Source organism: Sphingobacterium sp. (assembly GCF_032065005.1).
Classification (GTDB): domain Bacteria; phylum Bacteroidota; class Bacteroidia; order Sphingobacteriales; family Sphingobacteriaceae; genus Sphingobacterium.
Window position 1 is genome coordinate 45,813 of record NZ_DAMBMM010000011.1, and the last position, 17,945, is coordinate 63,757.

Consider the following 17,945-nt stretch of genomic DNA (forward strand, 5'->3'; position numbering starts at 1 on the left):
TTCTGTTAAACTCTATCATTTAATTTAAACATAAAATATTTTAGTTTACTTTAAATTTTAATTACTATGAATTTATTTTGCCGGTCCCTCCGTTTTCTTTTAGCCTTCCTAATCCCAACATTGCTTTGTTTCTCCTGTAAAAGGAAAGATCACGAAGCCCCACAGCCTGACAATGGCCTACATCAAGTTTCTTTCAATTTTTCAAATTTCCAGTCTGAGATCCAATCCTACCATTCCGCTCCCTCAACCAAATCTGCTCAAAATGATACCCTATTAAATCTTCATCCTGATCAATTTGAACTATTGGGTAACTTCGATATGAATAAAAAATCTCTAGAACCAACCTATGAATATGATAAGGTATTTAAAATGTACGTTTTCACAAGTTTAGATAGTACTAAGCATTTTGTAAATAACCCTTCAAAGCCTGCGGATAAAGATAATTATGTCTTTACTCTGAAAGCATTAGCGTGGATTGAAATCAAAATAAATCTGACGAAAATCCATGAACTCGATAGAATTGAATTTGATTTGTTATCCACAGATGAAAATCAAAAATACTTCTACATACAATTTTTGGATCAAAAGGATGATTCTATTGTAGGTTCAAGTAGACTAATTGACATTGTTCCTCATTCTAATGCCTCAAAACAATTGCAAACCTATAACATTCAAATTCCGAAAGAATTAAAAGGAAATGATAAAGCCACCATTAAAATCTTGATGAAAGACCCTGTAAACCATACCCCTTATGTTGAGGAACTAGTTAAACATGCACATTATATAGATAATATTAAGTTTTATGGTAGGGCAAAGGAACGCAGTAAACCTAATTTGTCAGACTTGCCCTATTTTATCTTTAAAAAGAAAACAGGTGAACTTGTGAAAAATGGAAGTTTTGACCTGTCCCAGAATAATAAGGAACAATTAGTGGAACTTCCTTATGGAAGCTATTATAACCTTATCTTATTCCATGATTCACCAAAAAAATTACTGATGCCTGCTGATATCAAAAATAAGGACCAGATTTTTATAGGCCATTCCTTCGATGATAAATTTGCCCGTTCATTCGCCGCAATCGATTCCTTCGACTTAAAGGAAAATGTAGAAAAACAGGTCAAGCTTAAGCGCCTTTATAGTTTGGTAACCTTGAACTTTTCCGATATTCGAGACCTAAAGGAAATTAAAAAAGTCACCGTCAGACCAATTACTGCTCCTTATTTTTGGAAACCATTTAATATAAAAGTAGATACCAAAATTCTGGAAGAACCTACAAAACCAATGGAATTTGAGCAAGATTTTAATCTGAATAGAGAAATTTCATTTAGTCATTTTTTAGGACTATCTGATAAGGAGCTTCCCGTTCAATATGAAATTGAGGTCTGGGACAAAAGTAAAGTCATCCGAAAATTTAGGCTGAAATCAAATATCAAAAACAATGTGAAGTTGATTTTCAAAGGGCCTTTGTACCCATCAGGTTTCTCTACAGGCTTTTTTGAAGTGATCATCGATGAAACTTGGGACGCGAACAAAGTGGTTGTTTTTAAATAAAATTTCGAAATCATCGTACTGATTAAAAAATTAAACTTAACGAGACCTTTTTAATTTGTTAATAATAGTGTGTTATTATTGTTATATGGCTTATTTGCTAGCGCTAACTATTATTCAGGTACTAATCATAATCCTCTATCTTAAGGTAAAGACTATTAGGGATGAAAGAGGGGAGATTATTCGAATCCTAATGTTTTCTTCCATTGTTGTTCTATTAGTTAAATATTTGGTATCCATGATTGATCCTCATATTGACCTACTTTTTACTGCAACCAGTAGCCTATGTTTGGTTTCCCTATCTTCGTTATATCTCCGCAATATCGTCTTAGAAATCAGGACCTCGGGATACCTCATGCTATTGGCGTTTTTCCCTTTTTTACTTTTTTATGTCTTCTTTTTCCTCTACAATATCTTTTCAGAACAGATAAAAGAAGGGATGATCTACGATTACCTGGATTTTTTTAATCAACGGTCAAGGACAATTTTGTTCGCCGTTACGCTAGTGTATGACATCTATATACTTTGGCCATTTAGAAAGAACTTGGCTAAGCTATCTTGTTCCATTGATGGACAATTAGCTTGTTCTCTCATACTGTCAAAGCTGCTTGTCCTTACAGTCATTATTTTCAATGGGATTATTTTTGAAAACGGTTTGTTCCTCAAGTTCCCAGATGGTCTCTATACTTTTTTGGTTCTCTTTTCTATCCTCTATTATCGGTATTTTAAAACGGTGCAAATATTTTTCGCCTACATGTTTCGGTTTTACGGATTGCAAAAAAATCCAAGGTTGGAAGACTCATTTAAGAAGGACGTAGACCTGATCTTTTATGTGACAGCCATTGACCAATTAATGGACCAGGAAAAGCTCTTTATGAATCCTGAATTTAAACTAGGCGACATCGCAAAGTTTTTGCCATTGTCTGACCGTGAATTAAAGGAAATCACTAAAGTTTATTTGCGGGGTAATTTTGATTATTATCTCAATTCTAAACGCATTTCCTATTTTATGGATAAATTAGGGCATGCAGATCAAGATACGGCGGTGATCAATAAATTACTGTTTGAATCGGGCTTTAAAAGCGATTATGAATTTCATAGGGTATTCCATCGTGTAAATGGCTGTTCGGTTTGGAAGTATCTGGAACGAAAAAACTATACTATTGATCAAACAAGGGTAACCTCCTCTTGAATGTTTTGAACTAACCACCCCTCTATATAAAAAAAACCTGCTTCATTTCCGAAGCAGGTTTAATTTTTATTATTTCTTTTGATGCTTAGATCAATTTTTTCAAAAGGTTGCTCATGCTCACAAGGTTGCCAATGATGTTCTCTAGTTCATCAATGTTTACACGCTCTTGTTGCATGCTGTCGCGATGACGGATCGTAACCATATTGTCTTCCAAAGTCTGGTGATCAACCGTAATACAGAATGGTGTACCGATGGCATCCTGACGGCGATAACGTTTTCCAATGGAATCTTTTTCGTCATACTGGATGTTATAGTCCAATTTCAACTTAGACATAATCTCCCTGGCCTTTTCTGGCAATCCATCTTTCTTGGTCAAAGGAAGGATAGCTGCTTTAACTGGAGCGATTGCAGGGTGGAATTTCAATACCACACGTGAATCTTGTTTGTCTTCCGTGGAAAGGTCTTCCTGAACCAGGCTATTTGCCAATACTGTCAGGAATAAACGGTCCAAACCGATTGAGGTCTCAATTACGAATGGAATATAACTTTGGTTGATTTCAGGATCAAAATATTGCATCTTCTTACCTGAAAACTCTTGATGTTGTTTTAGGTCGAAATCAGACCTGGAGTGGATACCTTCTACCTCTTTAAACCCAAAAGGAAATTGGTATTCAATATCTACTGCCGCTTTAGCATAATGCGCTAATTTCACGTGATCATGGTAGCGATATTTTGTTTCATCAGCTCCGAGTGCCAAATGCCATTTTAAACGGTTCTCTTTCCACTTTGCATACCATTCTGAATCTGTGCCAGGGCGTACAAAGAATTGCATTTCCATCTGTTCAAATTCACGCATGCGCATGATGAATTGACGGGCAATTACCTCATTACGGAATGCTTTACCAATTTGGGCAATACCAAAAGGAATTTTCATCCTACCTGTTTTTTGAACATTCAGGAAGTTCACAAAAATACCTTGTGCTGTTTCAGGGCGAAGATAAACCTGTTCCGCACCATCAGCCATAGCACCCATCTGCGTGGCAAACATTAAGTTGAACTGACGTACATCCGTCCAATTTTTCGTTCCAGAGATAGGACAAACAATATTGTGCTCTTCAATGATGGTTTTCAAACGAACCAAGTCGTCCGCATTCAACGCATCATCTAAATCTTTCTGTAGTTGGGCAGCTTTTTCATTCTTGCCGTCCTTTTCATAACGATCGATCTTATCTTCGATCAATTGATCTGCACGGTAACGCTTTTTCGAATCCTTATTGTCAATCATCGGGTCATTGAACCCATCTACGTGTCCGGATGCTTTCCAGGTCGTTGGATGCATGAAAATTGCAGCATCAATGCCCACAATGTTCTCGTTCAATTGAACCATGGATTTCCACCAATAAGTCTTAAGGTTGTTCTTTAGTTCAGAACCCAATTGACCATAATCATATACGGCACTTAGACCGTCATAGATCTCACTCGAAGGAAAAACAAATCCATATTCCTTCGCATGCGAAATGATATTCTTGAAAAAATCGTCTGTTTGCTTGCTCATAAGGGGCAAATATAATGTATTCGTTTGATTTATTGTACCAATAAATCTCTTATTTGTTGACTCGCATTTTTATTGTCAACTTTTTTGATAATATGCTGAATAATACCTTTCTCGTCAATGATAAAAGTGGTTCTGGCGGTTCCCATGTATTTCTTGCCGTACATGTTCTTCTCCACCCAAACACCATAATCTTCAACGATCTTTTTGTCCTCATCGGACAGCAGATTAAATGGGAGTTCGAATTTCGAAATGAACTTCTGATGCGATTGCTCGCTATCAATACTTACGCCAATTACCTCAAAACCATCTTTCACCAAACTCTGGTAGTTATCCCTGAAATTACAGGCCTCTGTGGTACAACCTGGTGTATTATCTTTGGGATAGAAATATAAGATTACCTTTTTTTCTTTGAAATCCGATAGCTTAATCTCCTCCCCATTCTGGTTCTTTGATGTAAACTGTGGAGCTTTATCTCCAACTTTCAACTCTGCCATAATTGTCCTTTCTATCTAGTAAATGTAGCTTCGTAGACCTTCTCGTTATCCTTCCAGTCCTTCACTACGAATTTGAATTTATGTTGTCCCTTGCTCAAAGAGGGGTCAAGTCGATGCCATACATGCCTGTTCTTGGAATCATACTCCATAAGCACCCATTTGTCATCAATATATGCATTGAATGATTGTATCCCCGAGTAATTATCGGCAATGGTGAAGTCAATTTTTGATTGGGCACTAACGTTCTTGCCATTACTGAAATTGCGTGGAACAATGGTCGGTGCAATCGTATCTACCGTCACATAAAATGAGCCAAATATCTTGGTGTTAACCGTTACCCAACCATTTTCAAATTTCCCACCTACTGAACCTCCTTCTACAGATGCCAATAAGGCTTTGCTCTCCAGGTGTTTTGGAAGGCTGGTTGGTTTTACACTCAACTTGTATGTAGAAAATAAAGGAGTTAGGTTGTTCTGCACATGATGTACCGCCGAATAACTGTTGGGTCTTGGAGCACTCGTGGAATACACAAAATCCAAATCAGTATATAGAGCTCCTTTCGGAATATCCAATTTCACTTGGTCTGCTTCAAATTTGTTGTCTTTGCTGTAGGTAAACAGTTCTCCTTTTGCAGGGTTTCGCTTAGCAGTATAGCTTGCATTGTTCTTGACTTTAAAATCCAGCTCGCTACAATTGCCATGAACGTCCTTGACTACATATTTCACATCATGAACCGCATCATCTTTCAGTTCAATCGTACCATCCTTGTCCAGGAACTTAAAGATCTGTATAGGATTGCCTGGGTCTTTAAAACTCTTCTGAACCTTAGCCTTCGTTTTCTTAAAATGCGGAAAATCTAGGTAAGAATGGATGGCACTGGATGTATTGAAATCGAGTTCCTCGAACAGCACGGTGGAGACCGCTTTCCCATCAAGGAACAGTTCGATGGAATACACCCCGTTTTGGAAACCTCCAGCACGATGCCTGTCAATCGTATTTATCCCAAGTCCAAATTTGCCGTTTACTGAAATCGGTGCTCCAGAAGCCAGCGCATAGCGTCCTGAGCCCAGTGCCTTTAATTGCTGATACCTTCGGCCAGTATTTTCGTTAAACAGTGGATCAATAAGGTCATAGACCATAATGCCGTTAATGGTTGGGGCAAACTTATCGGTGAAATGCAGACCAAAAAGCTGCGGGTTCAAAGGATGCTGGGACTTAGTATCTCTGATCTCGAGATGGAGATGCGGTCCTGCTGAACCGCCCGTATTCCCTGCATTCCCAATAAATTGCCCTTTGCTCAATTTGACCTGACCGGGTTTTAATTCCATGTCCACATCAAAACGTTGCTGCTTGTACTGCTCGGCACGGATGATTTTCGTCAGGGCATCATTAAAGCTGTCCATATGCAGATAAACCGTGGTATAACCATTGGGATGGTCTATATAAACCGAGTTTCCACCACCACCGATCTGTACCCTTACACGGGAAACATAACCTTCGGCAGCGGCATGTAATGGCAGTCCGATTCTTTGCTGGGTACGGTAATCGTCACCCGCATGGAAGTGGGTCGAACGGAGTTCCCCAAAAGTTCCAGAAGCATCTGGTGCAATATTCAATGGATTCCGGAAATAGCCCTGTGGATAATTCCGTGATTTGATAATATCTTTATTTTGAGCGGATAGACTTCCCGCCAGACTGAGTGCTACGAATAAGGATAGCGTTATTTTCTTCATCTTATTTTATTTGGCATGTAAACATGCTTTTCTCCTCCAAAAATCCTTCCAATTTATCCCCAATTTGTACCGGTCCGACCCCTGCAGGGGTACCCGTATAGATCAAATCCCCTTTTCTTAAGGTAATGTATTGGGAAACAAAAGTGATCAAGCTATCGAAATCAAAAATCATGTCCTTGCTATTGCCTTCCTGAACCATTTCTCCGTTTTTCTGAAGTGAAAAGTTCAGGTTTTCTAGGTTATTGAACTGCTCTTTCGCAATCAATTCTCCGACTACAGCCGAATGGTCAAATGCTTTTGCCAACTCCCAAGGTAAACCCTTTGCCTTCAGTTCTGATTGAAGATCCCTTGCCGTAAAATCAATGCCCAAGCCTATCGCATCATAATATTTATGGGCGAACTTTTTGGAAACATGTTTGCCCTCATTACATACCCGTAGCACCAGTTCCACTTCATAGTGCACATCTTTGCTGAATTCGGGGTAGTAGAAGTCCTTATTGTCTTTCAAAACTGCAGTATCAGGTTTTAGAAAGATAACTGGCTTTTCTGGGACAGGATTGTTTAATTCTTTGGCGTGGTCTATATAGTTTCTGCCTACTGCAATTATTTTCATAAAGTATTTTGTTTTTATACCTTCCGCATATCTTTAAAGCGGGCTAAGCAAACTTAATAAAAGCCTCTAGCTATCGCAAATCAAGCCTTCATTAACAACAATGAATTTACAGTTCAATGGAAGGCATGAATGCTAATTTACATTTCTGTTAAGCCAGTGTTTTCTCATGAACTTTTGACCTGATTCGAGACACATTCGGAATTTTCGCAATATGTCTCGAATATGGGTAAACTGATTCCTAGTTCCCTTCATTAAAAAAACACAGAACCTTATTCATAGAACCCTGTTAAATAAAGATGAAGGCCTATGTTAAGGGTTAGTTATTTAACATGGGCTTAATATTAATATGGTTAAATTTGCAGCATGAATAATATAAATGCAGTACTTTTTGATTTAGATGGGACGTTGATTGATTCGGAATATTTCTATTTCAGCAATTGGGCTCCAATTTTGGAGAATGATTATGGGTTGAAGATTGATTTTGATGAATGGATTTCCAATTTTGCTGGGCACACCTTGAGTCATAACGTAAAGATGTTGAACGAGGAATATAAGCTGCAAGTTGATGAAGAAGACATGTGGTTTGCGACGCGTTCACGGTATGCAAAGGCTAATATGAAGAACATTCGCCTGATGCCCCATGCCAAGGAATTATTAGATGCTGTAAAGGATGCCGGAAAGACCATAGGTCTGGTAACTTCCAGTTATCAAACGACTGTCGATACCGTGCTTGGAGAACATAATTTACTGAAGTACTTTGAATTCTTTGTGACAAGGGAACAAGTGGAGAATCCAAAACCCAACCCTGAACCATATTTATTGGCAGTCAATAAATTGTCGATCCCTAAAGAGGAGATCGTGGTGGTAGAAGATACCAGTACGGGCTGTACAGCGGCTAAAACCGCCGGTCTTTACTGTATCGCGGTGACCAAACAGGAGGTTGAGAAATCTCGTTTGACACATGCTGACGAATTATTAAACGATTTAGCAGAAGTAAAAAAATCGTTGCTTTCCCTAAATTAAAGAACTAACTATCCAATAATTCGTATTTTAGGATTCTAGATTATGAATCTTATGGATAGACGGACCGCATTAAAACAAATGTTTATCGTGGCAGGTGGTATCATGATTGCTACTTCCTGCGACTTTAGTTCTAAAGCTCCTACCATTCAGTTAAACAATGTGAAGCTCAATCTTGATGATGAGCACTTGTTGGCTGAATTGGTTGAAGCCATTATTCCCAAAACCGATAGCCCTGGTGCCAAAGAGCTAAACCTCCATCTTTTCGTGATGAAAATGCTGGACGATTGCACGAGTCCCGAAGATCAGCATAAATTTACCGAAGGCTTGAAAACTGCCTCAAAACTGAAAGGTAAAACCTTGGAAGAGCAGCAGGCTTATCTCAAGGCGCTTCCTGAAGATGATGTTTTCTTCAAGATATTAAAAAGAAGGACTATCCAAGGGTATAAGAACTCGGAATACGTGATGAAAAATAAATTAGTTTACGAATTGGTTCCGGGTAGATACAACGGAGCCGCAAAAATAGATGCATAGGTCATGGCAAACTTAAATATTGATTCAGAAAAAGATCGTAGTTACGATGCCATCGTCATCGGCTCTGGGATTTCCGGCGGCTGGTCTGCCAAGGAACTTTGTGAAAAAGGTCTCAAGACCTTGGTTCTGGAGCGTGGCCGAGATGTACAGCATGTAAAGGATTATCCGACGACCAATCTATATCCATGGGAATTTGAACATAGAGGGGAAATGCCTTATGCCGTACAGCAGGAAAACCCAATTGTAAATCGTTGTTATGCCTTCCATGAGGATGCAGCCCATTTTTTCGTGAAAGATAAGGAACATCCTTATGTTCAGGAAAAGCCTTTCGACTGGATCCGTGGCTATCAGGTAGGGGGGAAATCCCTATTATGGGCCAGACAGACGCAGCGATGGTCTGATTTTGATTTTGAAGGTCCAGCAAGGGATGGCTTTGCCGTAGATTGGCCTATCCGTTATAAAGATATTAAACCTTGGTATGACCACGTGGAACGTTTTGCGGGGATTGCCGGTGATAAGGACGGTCTGCCGGAATTACCGGATGGTGAGTTTCTGCCAGGTTACCCCTTGAATGTGGTTGAGAAATATTTCAAACAACAGGTTGAGAGCAAATATCCGGGAAGAAAAGTGATTTCAGCTCGATGTGCCCATTTATCTAAACCTAATCAGATCCACTTGGATCAAGGTAGGGTACAATGTCAGAACCGTACGTTATGCCAACGTGGCTGTCCATTTGGAGGATACTTCAGCTCGAATGCGTCCACTCTGCCTTGGGCAGCGAAAACAGGAAACCTGACCATGAGACCGAATTCGGTGGTACACTCTATCTTATACGATGAAACTAAAGGAAAAGCGGTAGGGGTAAAGGTCATCGATAAGGAAACGAAGGAAGAAATAGATTTCTATGCTAAGGTGATCTTCGTGAATGCAGCGGCGCTAAATTCTACCTTGATCCTGTTGAACTCTAAATCCAATAGGTTCCAGAATGGCCTAGGCAATGATTCGGGTACCTTAGGAAAGTATGTGGCTTTCCATAATTACAGTGCACGGATAGGTGCGGAGTACGAAGGGATGCTGGAATTTAAGACCGATGGCAGGAATCCTGCTGGTGGTGGTTATATTCCGCGTTTCAGAAATTTACATAAACAGGAGACCGAATTCTTGAGAGGGTACGCGGCTGGATTTGGAGCATACCGTTCTTCTTGGTCGGACGAGTCGGGATTGGGGGCAGACCTGAAAGGGTCGATCTTAACTCCAAAATATGGAATTTGGGGCGTGGGTTCGCATATGATGGGTGAAACCATTCCTAAGGAAAGCAATTATGTAGCACTGGATGATAAGCAGAAAGATGAATGGGGAATGCCATTGCTCAAGATATCCGTGGATTATGATGATAACGATGCGAAGATGAAGAAGGATTATCTCGACACCATGGAGGAAATGTTTATTGCCGCGGGGTTCAAGAATATCCATAGAAATGAAAGTTCACAAGCTCCAGGTTTGGATATCCATGAAATGGGTGGAGCCCGCATGGGTAAAGATCCCAAAACCTCGGTTTTGAACAGTTGGCATCAGGTTCATGCCTGTCCAAATGTGTTCGTTACGGATGGAGCTAGTATGACATCCACCTCTACGCAAAACCCTTCATTGACCTATATGGCTTTCTCTGCTCGGGCAGTGGACCATGCCGTCAATGAGCTGAAAAAAGGCAATATTTAAGAAAATACCGACATATCTTGGGGATACCATCCTATTGTTCCCCAAGAAATGTAAATCACGCTGATGCCATCTGACATCAATCAACCTATGGAAACCTGGTTTCCCAAAATAAACTTTAAGAAGAAAAGAACGCGATCATGAAAAAAACATTCATCCTAACCGTAATTTGTTTAATGCAGCTTGTCCAAGTACTTGCACAGCCAAACTCTGCAGTACCATCCTTTGCTGAGCAAGCAGCGATAAGCTTGGACTCCATCTATAAGCATTATGGTATTAAAGGGGAATATTTACTTCGCGAGAATTTTCCATATGATGATAGCTACAAAGCCAGTTATCTGGCCGGGCCTGATGAAGGGAAAAAGGGAAATGCCTATTCCTACCTATGGCCATTTTCAGGCTCCCTTTCTGCTCAAGTGGCCCGTTATGAGCTTCATAAAGACCCAAAGATCCTTAAAGAGATCAAAACCAAGGTCCTGCCGGGATTGGAACATTATTATGATAAAAGAGAACCATATGGCTATGCCTCTTATGTGAAAAATGCCCCCTTATCAGATCGATTCTATGATGATAACGTCTGGTTGGGAATCGACTTTGCCGATCTATACCTGAACAGCAAGGATAAGAAATTCCTAGCTAAATCGGAGGAGATCTGGCGTTTTGTGGAAAGTGGGATGGATGATAAACTAGGGGGCGGGATCTATTGGTGCGAACAGAAAAAAGAATCCAAGAATACCTGTTCGAATGCTCCGGCTGTGGTCTATCTGTTAAAGCTGTATGAGGCGACCAACAATCGAGCATATTTAGAGAAGGCAGAGAAATTGTACCAATGGACAAAGGAGCATTTGGAAGATCCTGCCGATCATCTCTATTTTGACAACATTTCCTTGACGGGTAAAGTAAACAAAACAAAATTCCCCTATAATTCCGGACAAATGTTACAATCGGCTGCCTTATTTTATAAAATTACAAAGGACCAAAAATACCTCAAAGAAGCCCAGGAAATTGCAGCTTCTGCGCATGAATATTTCTTCCAAGATAAAGCATTGAATTCTGGAAAAAAAATTAAGCTTTTCAAGAACTCTGATTCCTGGTTTATCGCTGTGATGTTAAGGGGTTTTGTGGAGTTATACCATGCCGATAAAAATCCACTGTATATCAATAGTTTCAAGGATAATCTACGTTATGCTTGGACGGATCTAAGGGATGAGCACGGCTTGTTCAACAAGGACTGGACGGGTGAAAAAAAGAGCTCCAAAAAATGGTTGTTGGACCAGCTGGCCATGGTGGAAATGTACGCTCGAATTGCCTCCATTTAGGCACTAAAATTTCTGAACTTTTTTAGCAGAATATAACACAAGTGTTACCAAATTTTGTGCGGTTAATTTTAGGTTTTTAACATAAATTTTCTAATTTCCCCGAATATCAATAAAACAGAGGATAATATTTAACTAATTATCACGTTACTTTTATTGGGTCATTCAGAATCACATTGGTGTCCCAATTAAACTAAATCGTTTTAGGATTAAGTATCAGTTTTATAGACCTTTAAAAATTATTTATTCATTAACGTTAATTAACATGCCAAACATTTACAGTTCAAAAATGTATCGGAAAGGCTTTGTCAGAGGGAGCATTTTGTGCTTTGCGCTGATGGCTTGCAGTTATGGTTATGCTGCATCGGTACCGTATTCTGAAGCGACAAGGATGGAGAAGGTTGAATTTCAACAGACAGTGACGGGGACGGTGAAGAATGCAAGCACGGGGGAAACACTTTCAGGAGTGACCGTCCGCGTGAAGGGAAAAGAAGCAGCGGCCCAAACCGATGATGCCGGTAATTTTAGCATCGCAGCTGAAAACGGAGATGTTCTCCAGGTAAGTTACATTGGATTTAAATCCCAAGAATTTCCAGTGACCTCTGCAACAGCCAATGTAAACCTGAGCCCAGATGAAGAATCATTGGATGAAGTAGTCGTAGTTGGTTACGGTACGCAGAAACGTAAGGAGATTACTTCCGCAGTGGCTTCCGTAAAGGAAAAGGACTTTAACAGAGGGGGAATGAGAAACCCGATGGAATTGGTCCAAGGTAAAGTTGCAGGTCTGAACGTGACCAGGACCCAAGGAAGTAACCCCAACTCGGGAACCAATATTCAGTTACGTGGTATGGCATCCCTAAAAGGATCCAATAGCCCATTGGTGGTTATCGATGGTATCCCTGGAGGTAACCTGGACCTGATCAAACAAGGGGACATCGAGTCCATCGACGTTTTGAAGGATGGTTCTGCTGCAGCAATCTATGGTACCCGCGGTAACGGTGGTGTAATCTTGGTTACCACGAAAAAAGGGAAAGCCGGAACACCTCAGTTTGAATACCTGACCTATGGACAGACTGAAATCGTAAACCGCAGACCAACCATGTTGGATGCTGCTCAGTTTAGAGATAAAGTAGTCGTAGGATTGGATAGACCAAAATATGATTTGGGTGCTACAACTGACCTATATGATGAATTGATCAATAAGGATAACTTTTCGCATTTCCATAACTTCATCGCCAGCGGTGGTGGAGAAAACTCAACATACCGTGCTTCCTTCAACTATGAACAGGCAAAAGGTGTGGCGAAGGAAAATGGTAAAGAGCAATTTGGTGGACGTATCAACTTCAGCCAGACAGGATTGAAGGATCGTTTGACCTTGTCAGCTAACATTGCTGCCAACTTTAATAAAGCTAATCTATTGGGTGGACAGACTGGGGATTTTGAACAAGCCATTCAACGTAACCCGACAGCTCCATTGGTGAATGCCGATGGAACTTTCTACCAAACCCAGGAATACAATAACTATAACCCGATGAGCCGATTGGCTTATAGGTTAAATGAGCGTAACCAACAGACATTCTCTGGTGATGCCCGTTTGAAGTTCAAGATCTTGGACGAATTGAGCGTTTCGGCATTCGGATCTTATGTAAGAGACAACTGGAACGGTCGTGAATTCCGTTCTAAATTAGATTGGGACCAAAGGGAAGACTCAAACTACCAAGGAATGGGATATGCGTATAAACGCAATGAACTGAACTGGACAAAAACCTTTGAAAGTACGATTGACTATAACAAAACCTTCAACGAGAAACATACCGTTACGGGATTATTAGGCTATAGTTATCAATATTCAACTTTGGAGTGGTTTGACATGAACAATAATGGTTTTACCACCGACGGATTCCTAGATTGGGACTTTAACTCCGGTACTGCCATTACCAATGATAAATTACCTAGACCAGGATTGAATTCATTTAAAGAAGACAACACCCTGATCGCATTCTTTGGTCGTGTAAACTATAATTATGCAGACAAGTACTTTGTTACTGCAATTTTGCGTCGTGAAGGATCTTCAAGATTTGGTGCCAACAACAAATGGGGAAATTTCCCAGCAGTTTCAGCAGGTTGGAACATTTCAAACGAAGACTTCTTTACCAACAAAGAAGTGGTTAATGACTTGAAATTACGTGCTGGTTATGGTGTTACGGGTAACCAAGGTATCCCTAATTACCTATCGTTAGTTACCTTAGGTACTGGTGGTGTATATCCGCAGAACGGAATCTATTACCAAACTTACGGTATCTCCACAAACCCGAATCCAGACTTGAAATGGGAGCAAAAAGCAGAAACCAATATCGGGGTTGACTTTGGTATGTTCAATAACCGATTGACGGGTGCTATCGATGTGTACCACAGAAAGACCACCGATTTATTGTATGAATACAATGCGCAGTTGCCTGCTTACGTACAGCCATCGATCTGGTACAACGTAGGTGAAGTAGTGAACAAAGGTATCGAGATCCAATTGACCGGTACGCCGATCGCCAATGATAACTTTACATGGCAAGTTGATTTTGCCGGTAACTACCAAAAGAACAAGTTGACCAAACTATCCAGTGATATCTTCAAGAGTAACTGGTTAGAGTTCGGAGGATTGCCTTCGCCAGGAAACTTGGGTAATGCTATCCGTCTGGAAGAAGGTGGCGAGGTAGGATCATTCTACGGCAAGAGATTTGCTGGATTTGACGATGAAGGAAAATGGTTATTCTACAAAGCTGATGGTTCTACAGCACATGCTGGCGAAATCAACAACGATGACCTGTCCTATATCGGAAACGGTATTCCTAAATTCCAGGCTTCCCTAGGTAACCGATTCAGTTATAAAGGATTTGACCTGACCGTATTCTTAAGAGGTAAATTCAAATATGATATCTTGAACACTGCAGATATGTATTTTGGAAACCAAAAATGGTTGCCGAACAACGTATTGGAGTCTGCATTTGGCAAACATGCTGCCTTGAAGGATGACCCGCAGTACTCAGACTACTATTTGGAGAACGGTTCATTTGTTAAGATCGACAATATTACCCTTGGATATACTTTCAACCTTAAGAATGACTATTTGAGGAATTTATATGTGTATATGACCGCAAGAAATCTTGCAACCATTACTTCTTATTCTGGAATTGATCCAGAATTGCAAGATACTGGATTTGATGGAGGTATCGATTCTAGAGGATTCTACCCTAGAACACAATCATGGTCATTGGGATTAAATATTGGTTTTTAAAGAAGTAAATTATGAGATTATTAAATAAACGTACGATACGATTTGCAGCCGTTGCGGTAATGGCGACAGCTGGACTTTCCGCTTGTACCAATTTAGATGAGAATCTATATAGCAAATTAGAACAGGAAAGTTTCTATAAGAATAAATTGGAGGTAGAGCAGGCCGTATTAAGACCATTCACGCACATGCAGGCTTGGTTGGCCCCTACAGGAGGTTCTGGATTTTACTATCATTCCGAATTGGCTGCTGATCAAGTGGCTTGGCCACAAAAAGGTCGCCACGGTTATGATGGGGGAGACCACTTCCGTATGCATTACCATACCTGGACAGTAAATGAAAATAGACTGAAGAATGCTTGGGATTTGATGTGGACTGGTGTTGGTTTTATCAATAATGCCATCGGTGATATTGAGAAACTGGATTTCGCAAGCATCAATATGACCCAAGAAGAGATCAATGTCGCTATTGCGCAATTGAAGGTATTAAGAGCATACCATTACATGCGCATCATGGATATGTGGGGAAATGTGCCGATTGCAGTAGAAGTAGCTGACAAGCCATTGAACCCAGAAACCAAGACCAGAAAAGAGGTTTTTGATTTTATCAAGACCGAATTGGAGGCTGAGGTTCCGAAGTTGCCAGATCTGACTGCAGAATCAGTGGGTAAGGTGAACAGAGCGGCAGGATATGCCATGCTTTCGGAGCTTTATCTGAATGCACAGAAATGGTCGGGCACCGCTATGTGGGATCAAGCGATTGCTGCATCGGATAAAGTCATTTCAGGTGCTGGTGGTGGAATCGGTGGAACGCCGAAACTTTCTACCGACATCAATGCTGCTTTCAGCAATACCAACTCTGCAAATCCAGAAGCCCTTTTCCAATTCCAGTTCAGCCGTAAAGGTGGATGGGCTTTTGATTGGGGCGGATTCTATTTCGGATATGATTATATGAAAGAGGCCTTGAACGTAGGTTACGGAGGTTGGAATGCATTCGTGGTTATTCCTACTGCGTTTGACGCCTACAACGCCAAAGACTTGAGAAAGAAAGATTGGTTCTTGTTCGGTCCTCAATATAAATACGGCACCAAGACTCCAGTTCAAGGTACAGAAGAGTATTCAGGGCAAGATTTAGTATTTGTTAATTCCATCCGTCGTGAAAGTGAAGGCGATAAAACCTCACAAGGATCGATGGCAGAAGGAGAAGAAAACTCAGGAGCAAGGTTTAACAAGTATAAATCAGGTCGTTTATCGGATGATAACTACCAAGAGAATGATTACTTGATCTACCGTCTGAGCGAGGTTTACTTTAATAAGGCTGAAGCCATCATGCGCAAGAATGGAGGAACGGCAAACCAAGAAGCTGTAAACTTAATCAATGAGTCTAAGAAGCGCTCATTCGCAGCAGCAGACTGGGCAGCCAACCAATATACTACAGCTACCTTGACCCTAGATGAACTTTTGGCTGAACGTGGCCGTGAGTTTATCTTCGAAGGAAAACGCAGAACTGATCTTATCCGTTTCGGAAAATACACAACCGGAACATGGTGGGATCATAAAGCAACCAACGATGTCAACAAGGAATTGTTCCCAATTCCACAACAACATATGGCCATCAACCCTAACCTGAAACAAAACCCAGGTTATTAAGAGATACCTTTGTTGAGACAGATATGAGATGTGAGATATGAGATATGAGAAATTGGAAAGGGAAAAATCGTGGCTATTAATACCTTATAGCTATAATCAAATATTTTGAGGTTGATATCCCCATTCTCATATCTCAACCCTCATATCTTTAGAAATGGTTCAAGGTTGATATCTCAAATCTCATATCTTAATACTCACATCTATAAAAAAAACTCCCCTCAATTTTACTTGAGGGGAGTTTTTTTTATAACAAAGAATATTAAATCTCTACTGTAGCATCTAATAGGAAATCTTCATTTTTTAGGTGGACGATTTCCGTTGCTTTTTCGTAGTTAGTAGATTTTTTGGAGAAGAAATCGTGTTGAGTGGTTTCTGTGTTCAGACCGTTCAATACGATTGGGTTTACTTGTTTTACCTCGAAGATAGGTTCGAAACCTAAGTTCATTAGGGCTTTGTTTCCGTTGTAACGTACGTATTCCTTTACCTCAGCGGTTAATCCCACTACGGTGTACAATTCTTCTGTGTATTTGATTTCGTTCTCGTACAGCTCGTTTAACAAGTCTAGGAAGCGTTGTTTAACTTCAGCTTTGTTCTGCAGTCTTGCAAACACCTCTTGACCAATAAGGCCTACGAATACACCGTGGATAGATTCATCTGCGATGATCTTTTTGATGATATCGGCAGAAGCTACCATCTGTCCCTGACCACATAACCATAAAGGCAAGAAGAAACCAGAGTAGAACAGGAAGGATTCCAAAAGGACAGAAGCGCCTAGAGCCATGAACAGTTCTTCATCAGATACATTTTCTTTGTCGATGGCACGGTAGTACTTGTCGATCGTAGAAGCTTTGTACTGTAAGAATTTGTTTTGGGAAACCCATCCGAATACGTCATTGATTTCATTGGTTGTGGAAACCGTTGTAAAGATGGTTGAATATGATTTGGCGTGGATCGCTTCCATCATACACATATAAGATAGGACAGCTTTGTTCTGCAATGAGTCAATGTGGTCAATGATCTTAGGCATACCGGTATGGCTTTGTAGGGTATCCAATAATGTAAGACCGCCAAGGGCTTTCTTATAACATTCTTTCATATCCCAGCTTAGGCCTTTCCAGCTGTCTATATCCTTGGAAGGGATGTATTCTGTATCGATCCAGAATTGTCTGATATTCTGTTCCCAGAACATCAAGGCGTAATCGTTGTCCGGTGTATTCCAGTTTACCGCTGTAAATTGTTTGCTCATTGCTTTTCTTATATCTTTTAGTTGAAGAAGCTGAACTGGATAT

General features: G+C 40.4%; 13 protein-coding genes. 8 read left to right on the forward strand and 5 right to left on the reverse strand.

The genetic code is table 11. From position 1 onward, the window contains the following. Nucleotides 1–66 precede the first annotated feature (66 nt). Both RT138_RS15900 and RT138_RS15905 read left to right on the forward strand, forming a co-directional pair. Nucleotides 67–1,551: a hypothetical protein gene (locus tag RT138_RS15900; protein ID WP_313191453.1), complete on the forward strand. Its 1,485-nt coding sequence runs from the start codon at nucleotides 67–69 to the stop codon at nucleotides 1,549–1,551. A gap of 235 nt (nucleotides 1,552–1,786) precedes the next feature. After that, entirely contained in the window at nucleotides 1,787–2,740 is a 954-nt protein-coding gene (locus RT138_RS15905) for a hypothetical protein (RefSeq protein WP_313191454.1), read from the forward strand. A gap of 85 nt (nucleotides 2,741–2,825) precedes the next feature. On the opposite strand, the gene RT138_RS15910 is transcribed toward RT138_RS15905, so the two are convergent. The 4 genes from RT138_RS15910 to RT138_RS15925 are packed head-to-tail and all read right to left on the reverse strand — an operon-like array spanning nucleotide 2,826 to nucleotide 7,135. Next, on the reverse strand, nucleotides 2,826–4,295 hold the full coding sequence (locus RT138_RS15910) for a glycine--tRNA ligase (protein ID WP_185213377.1): 1,470 nt from the start codon (nucleotides 4,293–4,295) through the stop codon (nucleotides 2,826–2,828). 29 nt (nucleotides 4,296–4,324) lie between these two features. Then, nucleotides 4,325–4,789 (reverse strand): thioredoxin-dependent thiol peroxidase, encoded by a 465-nt coding sequence (gene bcp, locus RT138_RS15915; RefSeq protein ID WP_313191455.1) that lies wholly within the window; start codon nucleotides 4,787–4,789, stop codon nucleotides 4,325–4,327. 11 nt (nucleotides 4,790–4,800) lie between these two features. Beyond that, nucleotides 4,801–6,522 (reverse strand): M23 family metallopeptidase, encoded by a 1,722-nt coding sequence (locus RT138_RS15920; protein WP_313191456.1) that lies wholly within the window; start codon nucleotides 6,520–6,522, stop codon nucleotides 4,801–4,803. Between the two features lies 1 nt (nucleotide 6,523). Beyond that, nucleotides 6,524–7,135, reverse strand: a complete 612-nt coding sequence (locus tag RT138_RS15925) for a fumarylacetoacetate hydrolase family protein (protein ID WP_313191457.1) — start codon at nucleotides 7,133–7,135, stop codon at nucleotides 6,524–6,526. A 363-nt stretch (nucleotides 7,136–7,498) separates the two neighbouring features. Between RT138_RS15925 and RT138_RS15930 the strand changes: the two genes are divergently transcribed. The 6 genes from RT138_RS15930 (at nucleotide 7,499) to RT138_RS15955 (ending at nucleotide 16,656) form a co-directional block, all read left to right on the forward strand. Then, nucleotides 7,499–8,158 (forward strand): HAD family phosphatase, encoded by a 660-nt coding sequence (locus tag RT138_RS15930; protein ID WP_313191458.1) that lies wholly within the window; start codon nucleotides 7,499–7,501, stop codon nucleotides 8,156–8,158. A 51-nt stretch (nucleotides 8,159–8,209) separates the two neighbouring features. Continuing rightward, the gene (locus tag RT138_RS15935; protein WP_313191459.1) at nucleotides 8,210–8,689 is read left to right on the forward strand and encodes a gluconate 2-dehydrogenase subunit 3 family protein; all 480 of its coding nucleotides are present in this window, start codon (nucleotides 8,210–8,212) and stop codon (nucleotides 8,687–8,689) included. A gap of 3 nt (nucleotides 8,690–8,692) precedes the next feature. After that, nucleotides 8,693–10,408: a GMC family oxidoreductase gene (locus tag RT138_RS15940; RefSeq protein ID WP_313191460.1), complete on the forward strand. Its 1,716-nt coding sequence runs from the start codon at nucleotides 8,693–8,695 to the stop codon at nucleotides 10,406–10,408. Nucleotides 10,409–10,545: 137 nt separating this feature from the next. After that, entirely contained in the window at nucleotides 10,546–11,724 is a 1,179-nt protein-coding gene (locus RT138_RS15945; RefSeq protein ID WP_313191461.1) for a glycoside hydrolase family 76 protein, read from the forward strand. Nucleotides 11,725–11,986: 262 nt separating this feature from the next. Then, nucleotides 11,987–15,010 (forward strand): TonB-dependent receptor, encoded by a 3,024-nt coding sequence (locus RT138_RS15950; protein ID WP_313191462.1) that lies wholly within the window; start codon nucleotides 11,987–11,989, stop codon nucleotides 15,008–15,010. A gap of 11 nt (nucleotides 15,011–15,021) precedes the next feature. Continuing rightward, nucleotides 15,022–16,656, forward strand: coding sequence for a RagB/SusD family nutrient uptake outer membrane protein (locus tag RT138_RS15955; RefSeq protein WP_313191463.1), 1,635 nt, complete (start codon nucleotides 15,022–15,024; stop codon nucleotides 16,654–16,656). 259 nt (nucleotides 16,657–16,915) lie between these two features. Here RT138_RS15955 and nrdF read toward each other — a convergent pair whose 3' ends face one another. Continuing rightward, complete coding sequence (nrdF, locus tag RT138_RS15960) at nucleotides 16,916–17,902, reverse strand: class 1b ribonucleoside-diphosphate reductase subunit beta (RefSeq protein WP_185213387.1); 987 nt, start codon at nucleotides 17,900–17,902, stop codon at nucleotides 16,916–16,918. Nucleotides 17,903–17,945 lie beyond the last annotated feature (43 nt).

Excerpts from the sequence above, each read along its gene's own strand:
- RT138_RS15955 (WP_313191463.1), top strand. The coding sequence starts at position 15,022 with ATGAGATTATTAAATAAACGTACGATACGATTTGCAGCCGTTGCGGTA.
- bcp (WP_313191455.1), bottom strand. The coding sequence starts at position 4,789 with ATGGCAGAGTTGAAAGTTGGAGATAAAGCTCCACAGTTTACATCAAAG.
- RT138_RS15950 (WP_313191462.1), top strand. The coding sequence starts at position 11,987 with ATGCCAAACATTTACAGTTCAAAAATGTATCGGAAAGGCTTTGTCAGA.
- RT138_RS15925 (WP_313191457.1), bottom strand. The coding sequence starts at position 7,135 with ATGAAAATAATTGCAGTAGGCAGAAACTATATAGACCACGCCAAAGAA.
- RT138_RS15910 (WP_185213377.1), bottom strand. The coding sequence starts at position 4,295 with ATGAGCAAGCAAACAGACGATTTTTTCAAGAATATCATTTCGCATGCG.
- RT138_RS15930 (WP_313191458.1), top strand. The coding sequence starts at position 7,499 with ATGAATAATATAAATGCAGTACTTTTTGATTTAGATGGGACGTTGATT.
- RT138_RS15945 (WP_313191461.1), top strand. The coding sequence starts at position 10,546 with ATGAAAAAAACATTCATCCTAACCGTAATTTGTTTAATGCAGCTTGTC.
- RT138_RS15935 (WP_313191459.1), top strand. The coding sequence starts at position 8,210 with ATGGATAGACGGACCGCATTAAAACAAATGTTTATCGTGGCAGGTGGT.
- RT138_RS15900 (WP_313191453.1), top strand. The coding sequence starts at position 67 with ATGAATTTATTTTGCCGGTCCCTCCGTTTTCTTTTAGCCTTCCTAATC.
- RT138_RS15905 (WP_313191454.1), top strand. The coding sequence starts at position 1,787 with ATGATTGATCCTCATATTGACCTACTTTTTACTGCAACCAGTAGCCTA.
- RT138_RS15920 (WP_313191456.1), bottom strand. The coding sequence starts at position 6,522 with ATGAAGAAAATAACGCTATCCTTATTCGTAGCACTCAGTCTGGCGGGA.
- nrdF (WP_185213387.1), bottom strand. The coding sequence starts at position 17,902 with ATGAGCAAACAATTTACAGCGGTAAACTGGAATACACCGGACAACGAT.
- RT138_RS15940 (WP_313191460.1), top strand. The coding sequence starts at position 8,693 with ATGGCAAACTTAAATATTGATTCAGAAAAAGATCGTAGTTACGATGCC.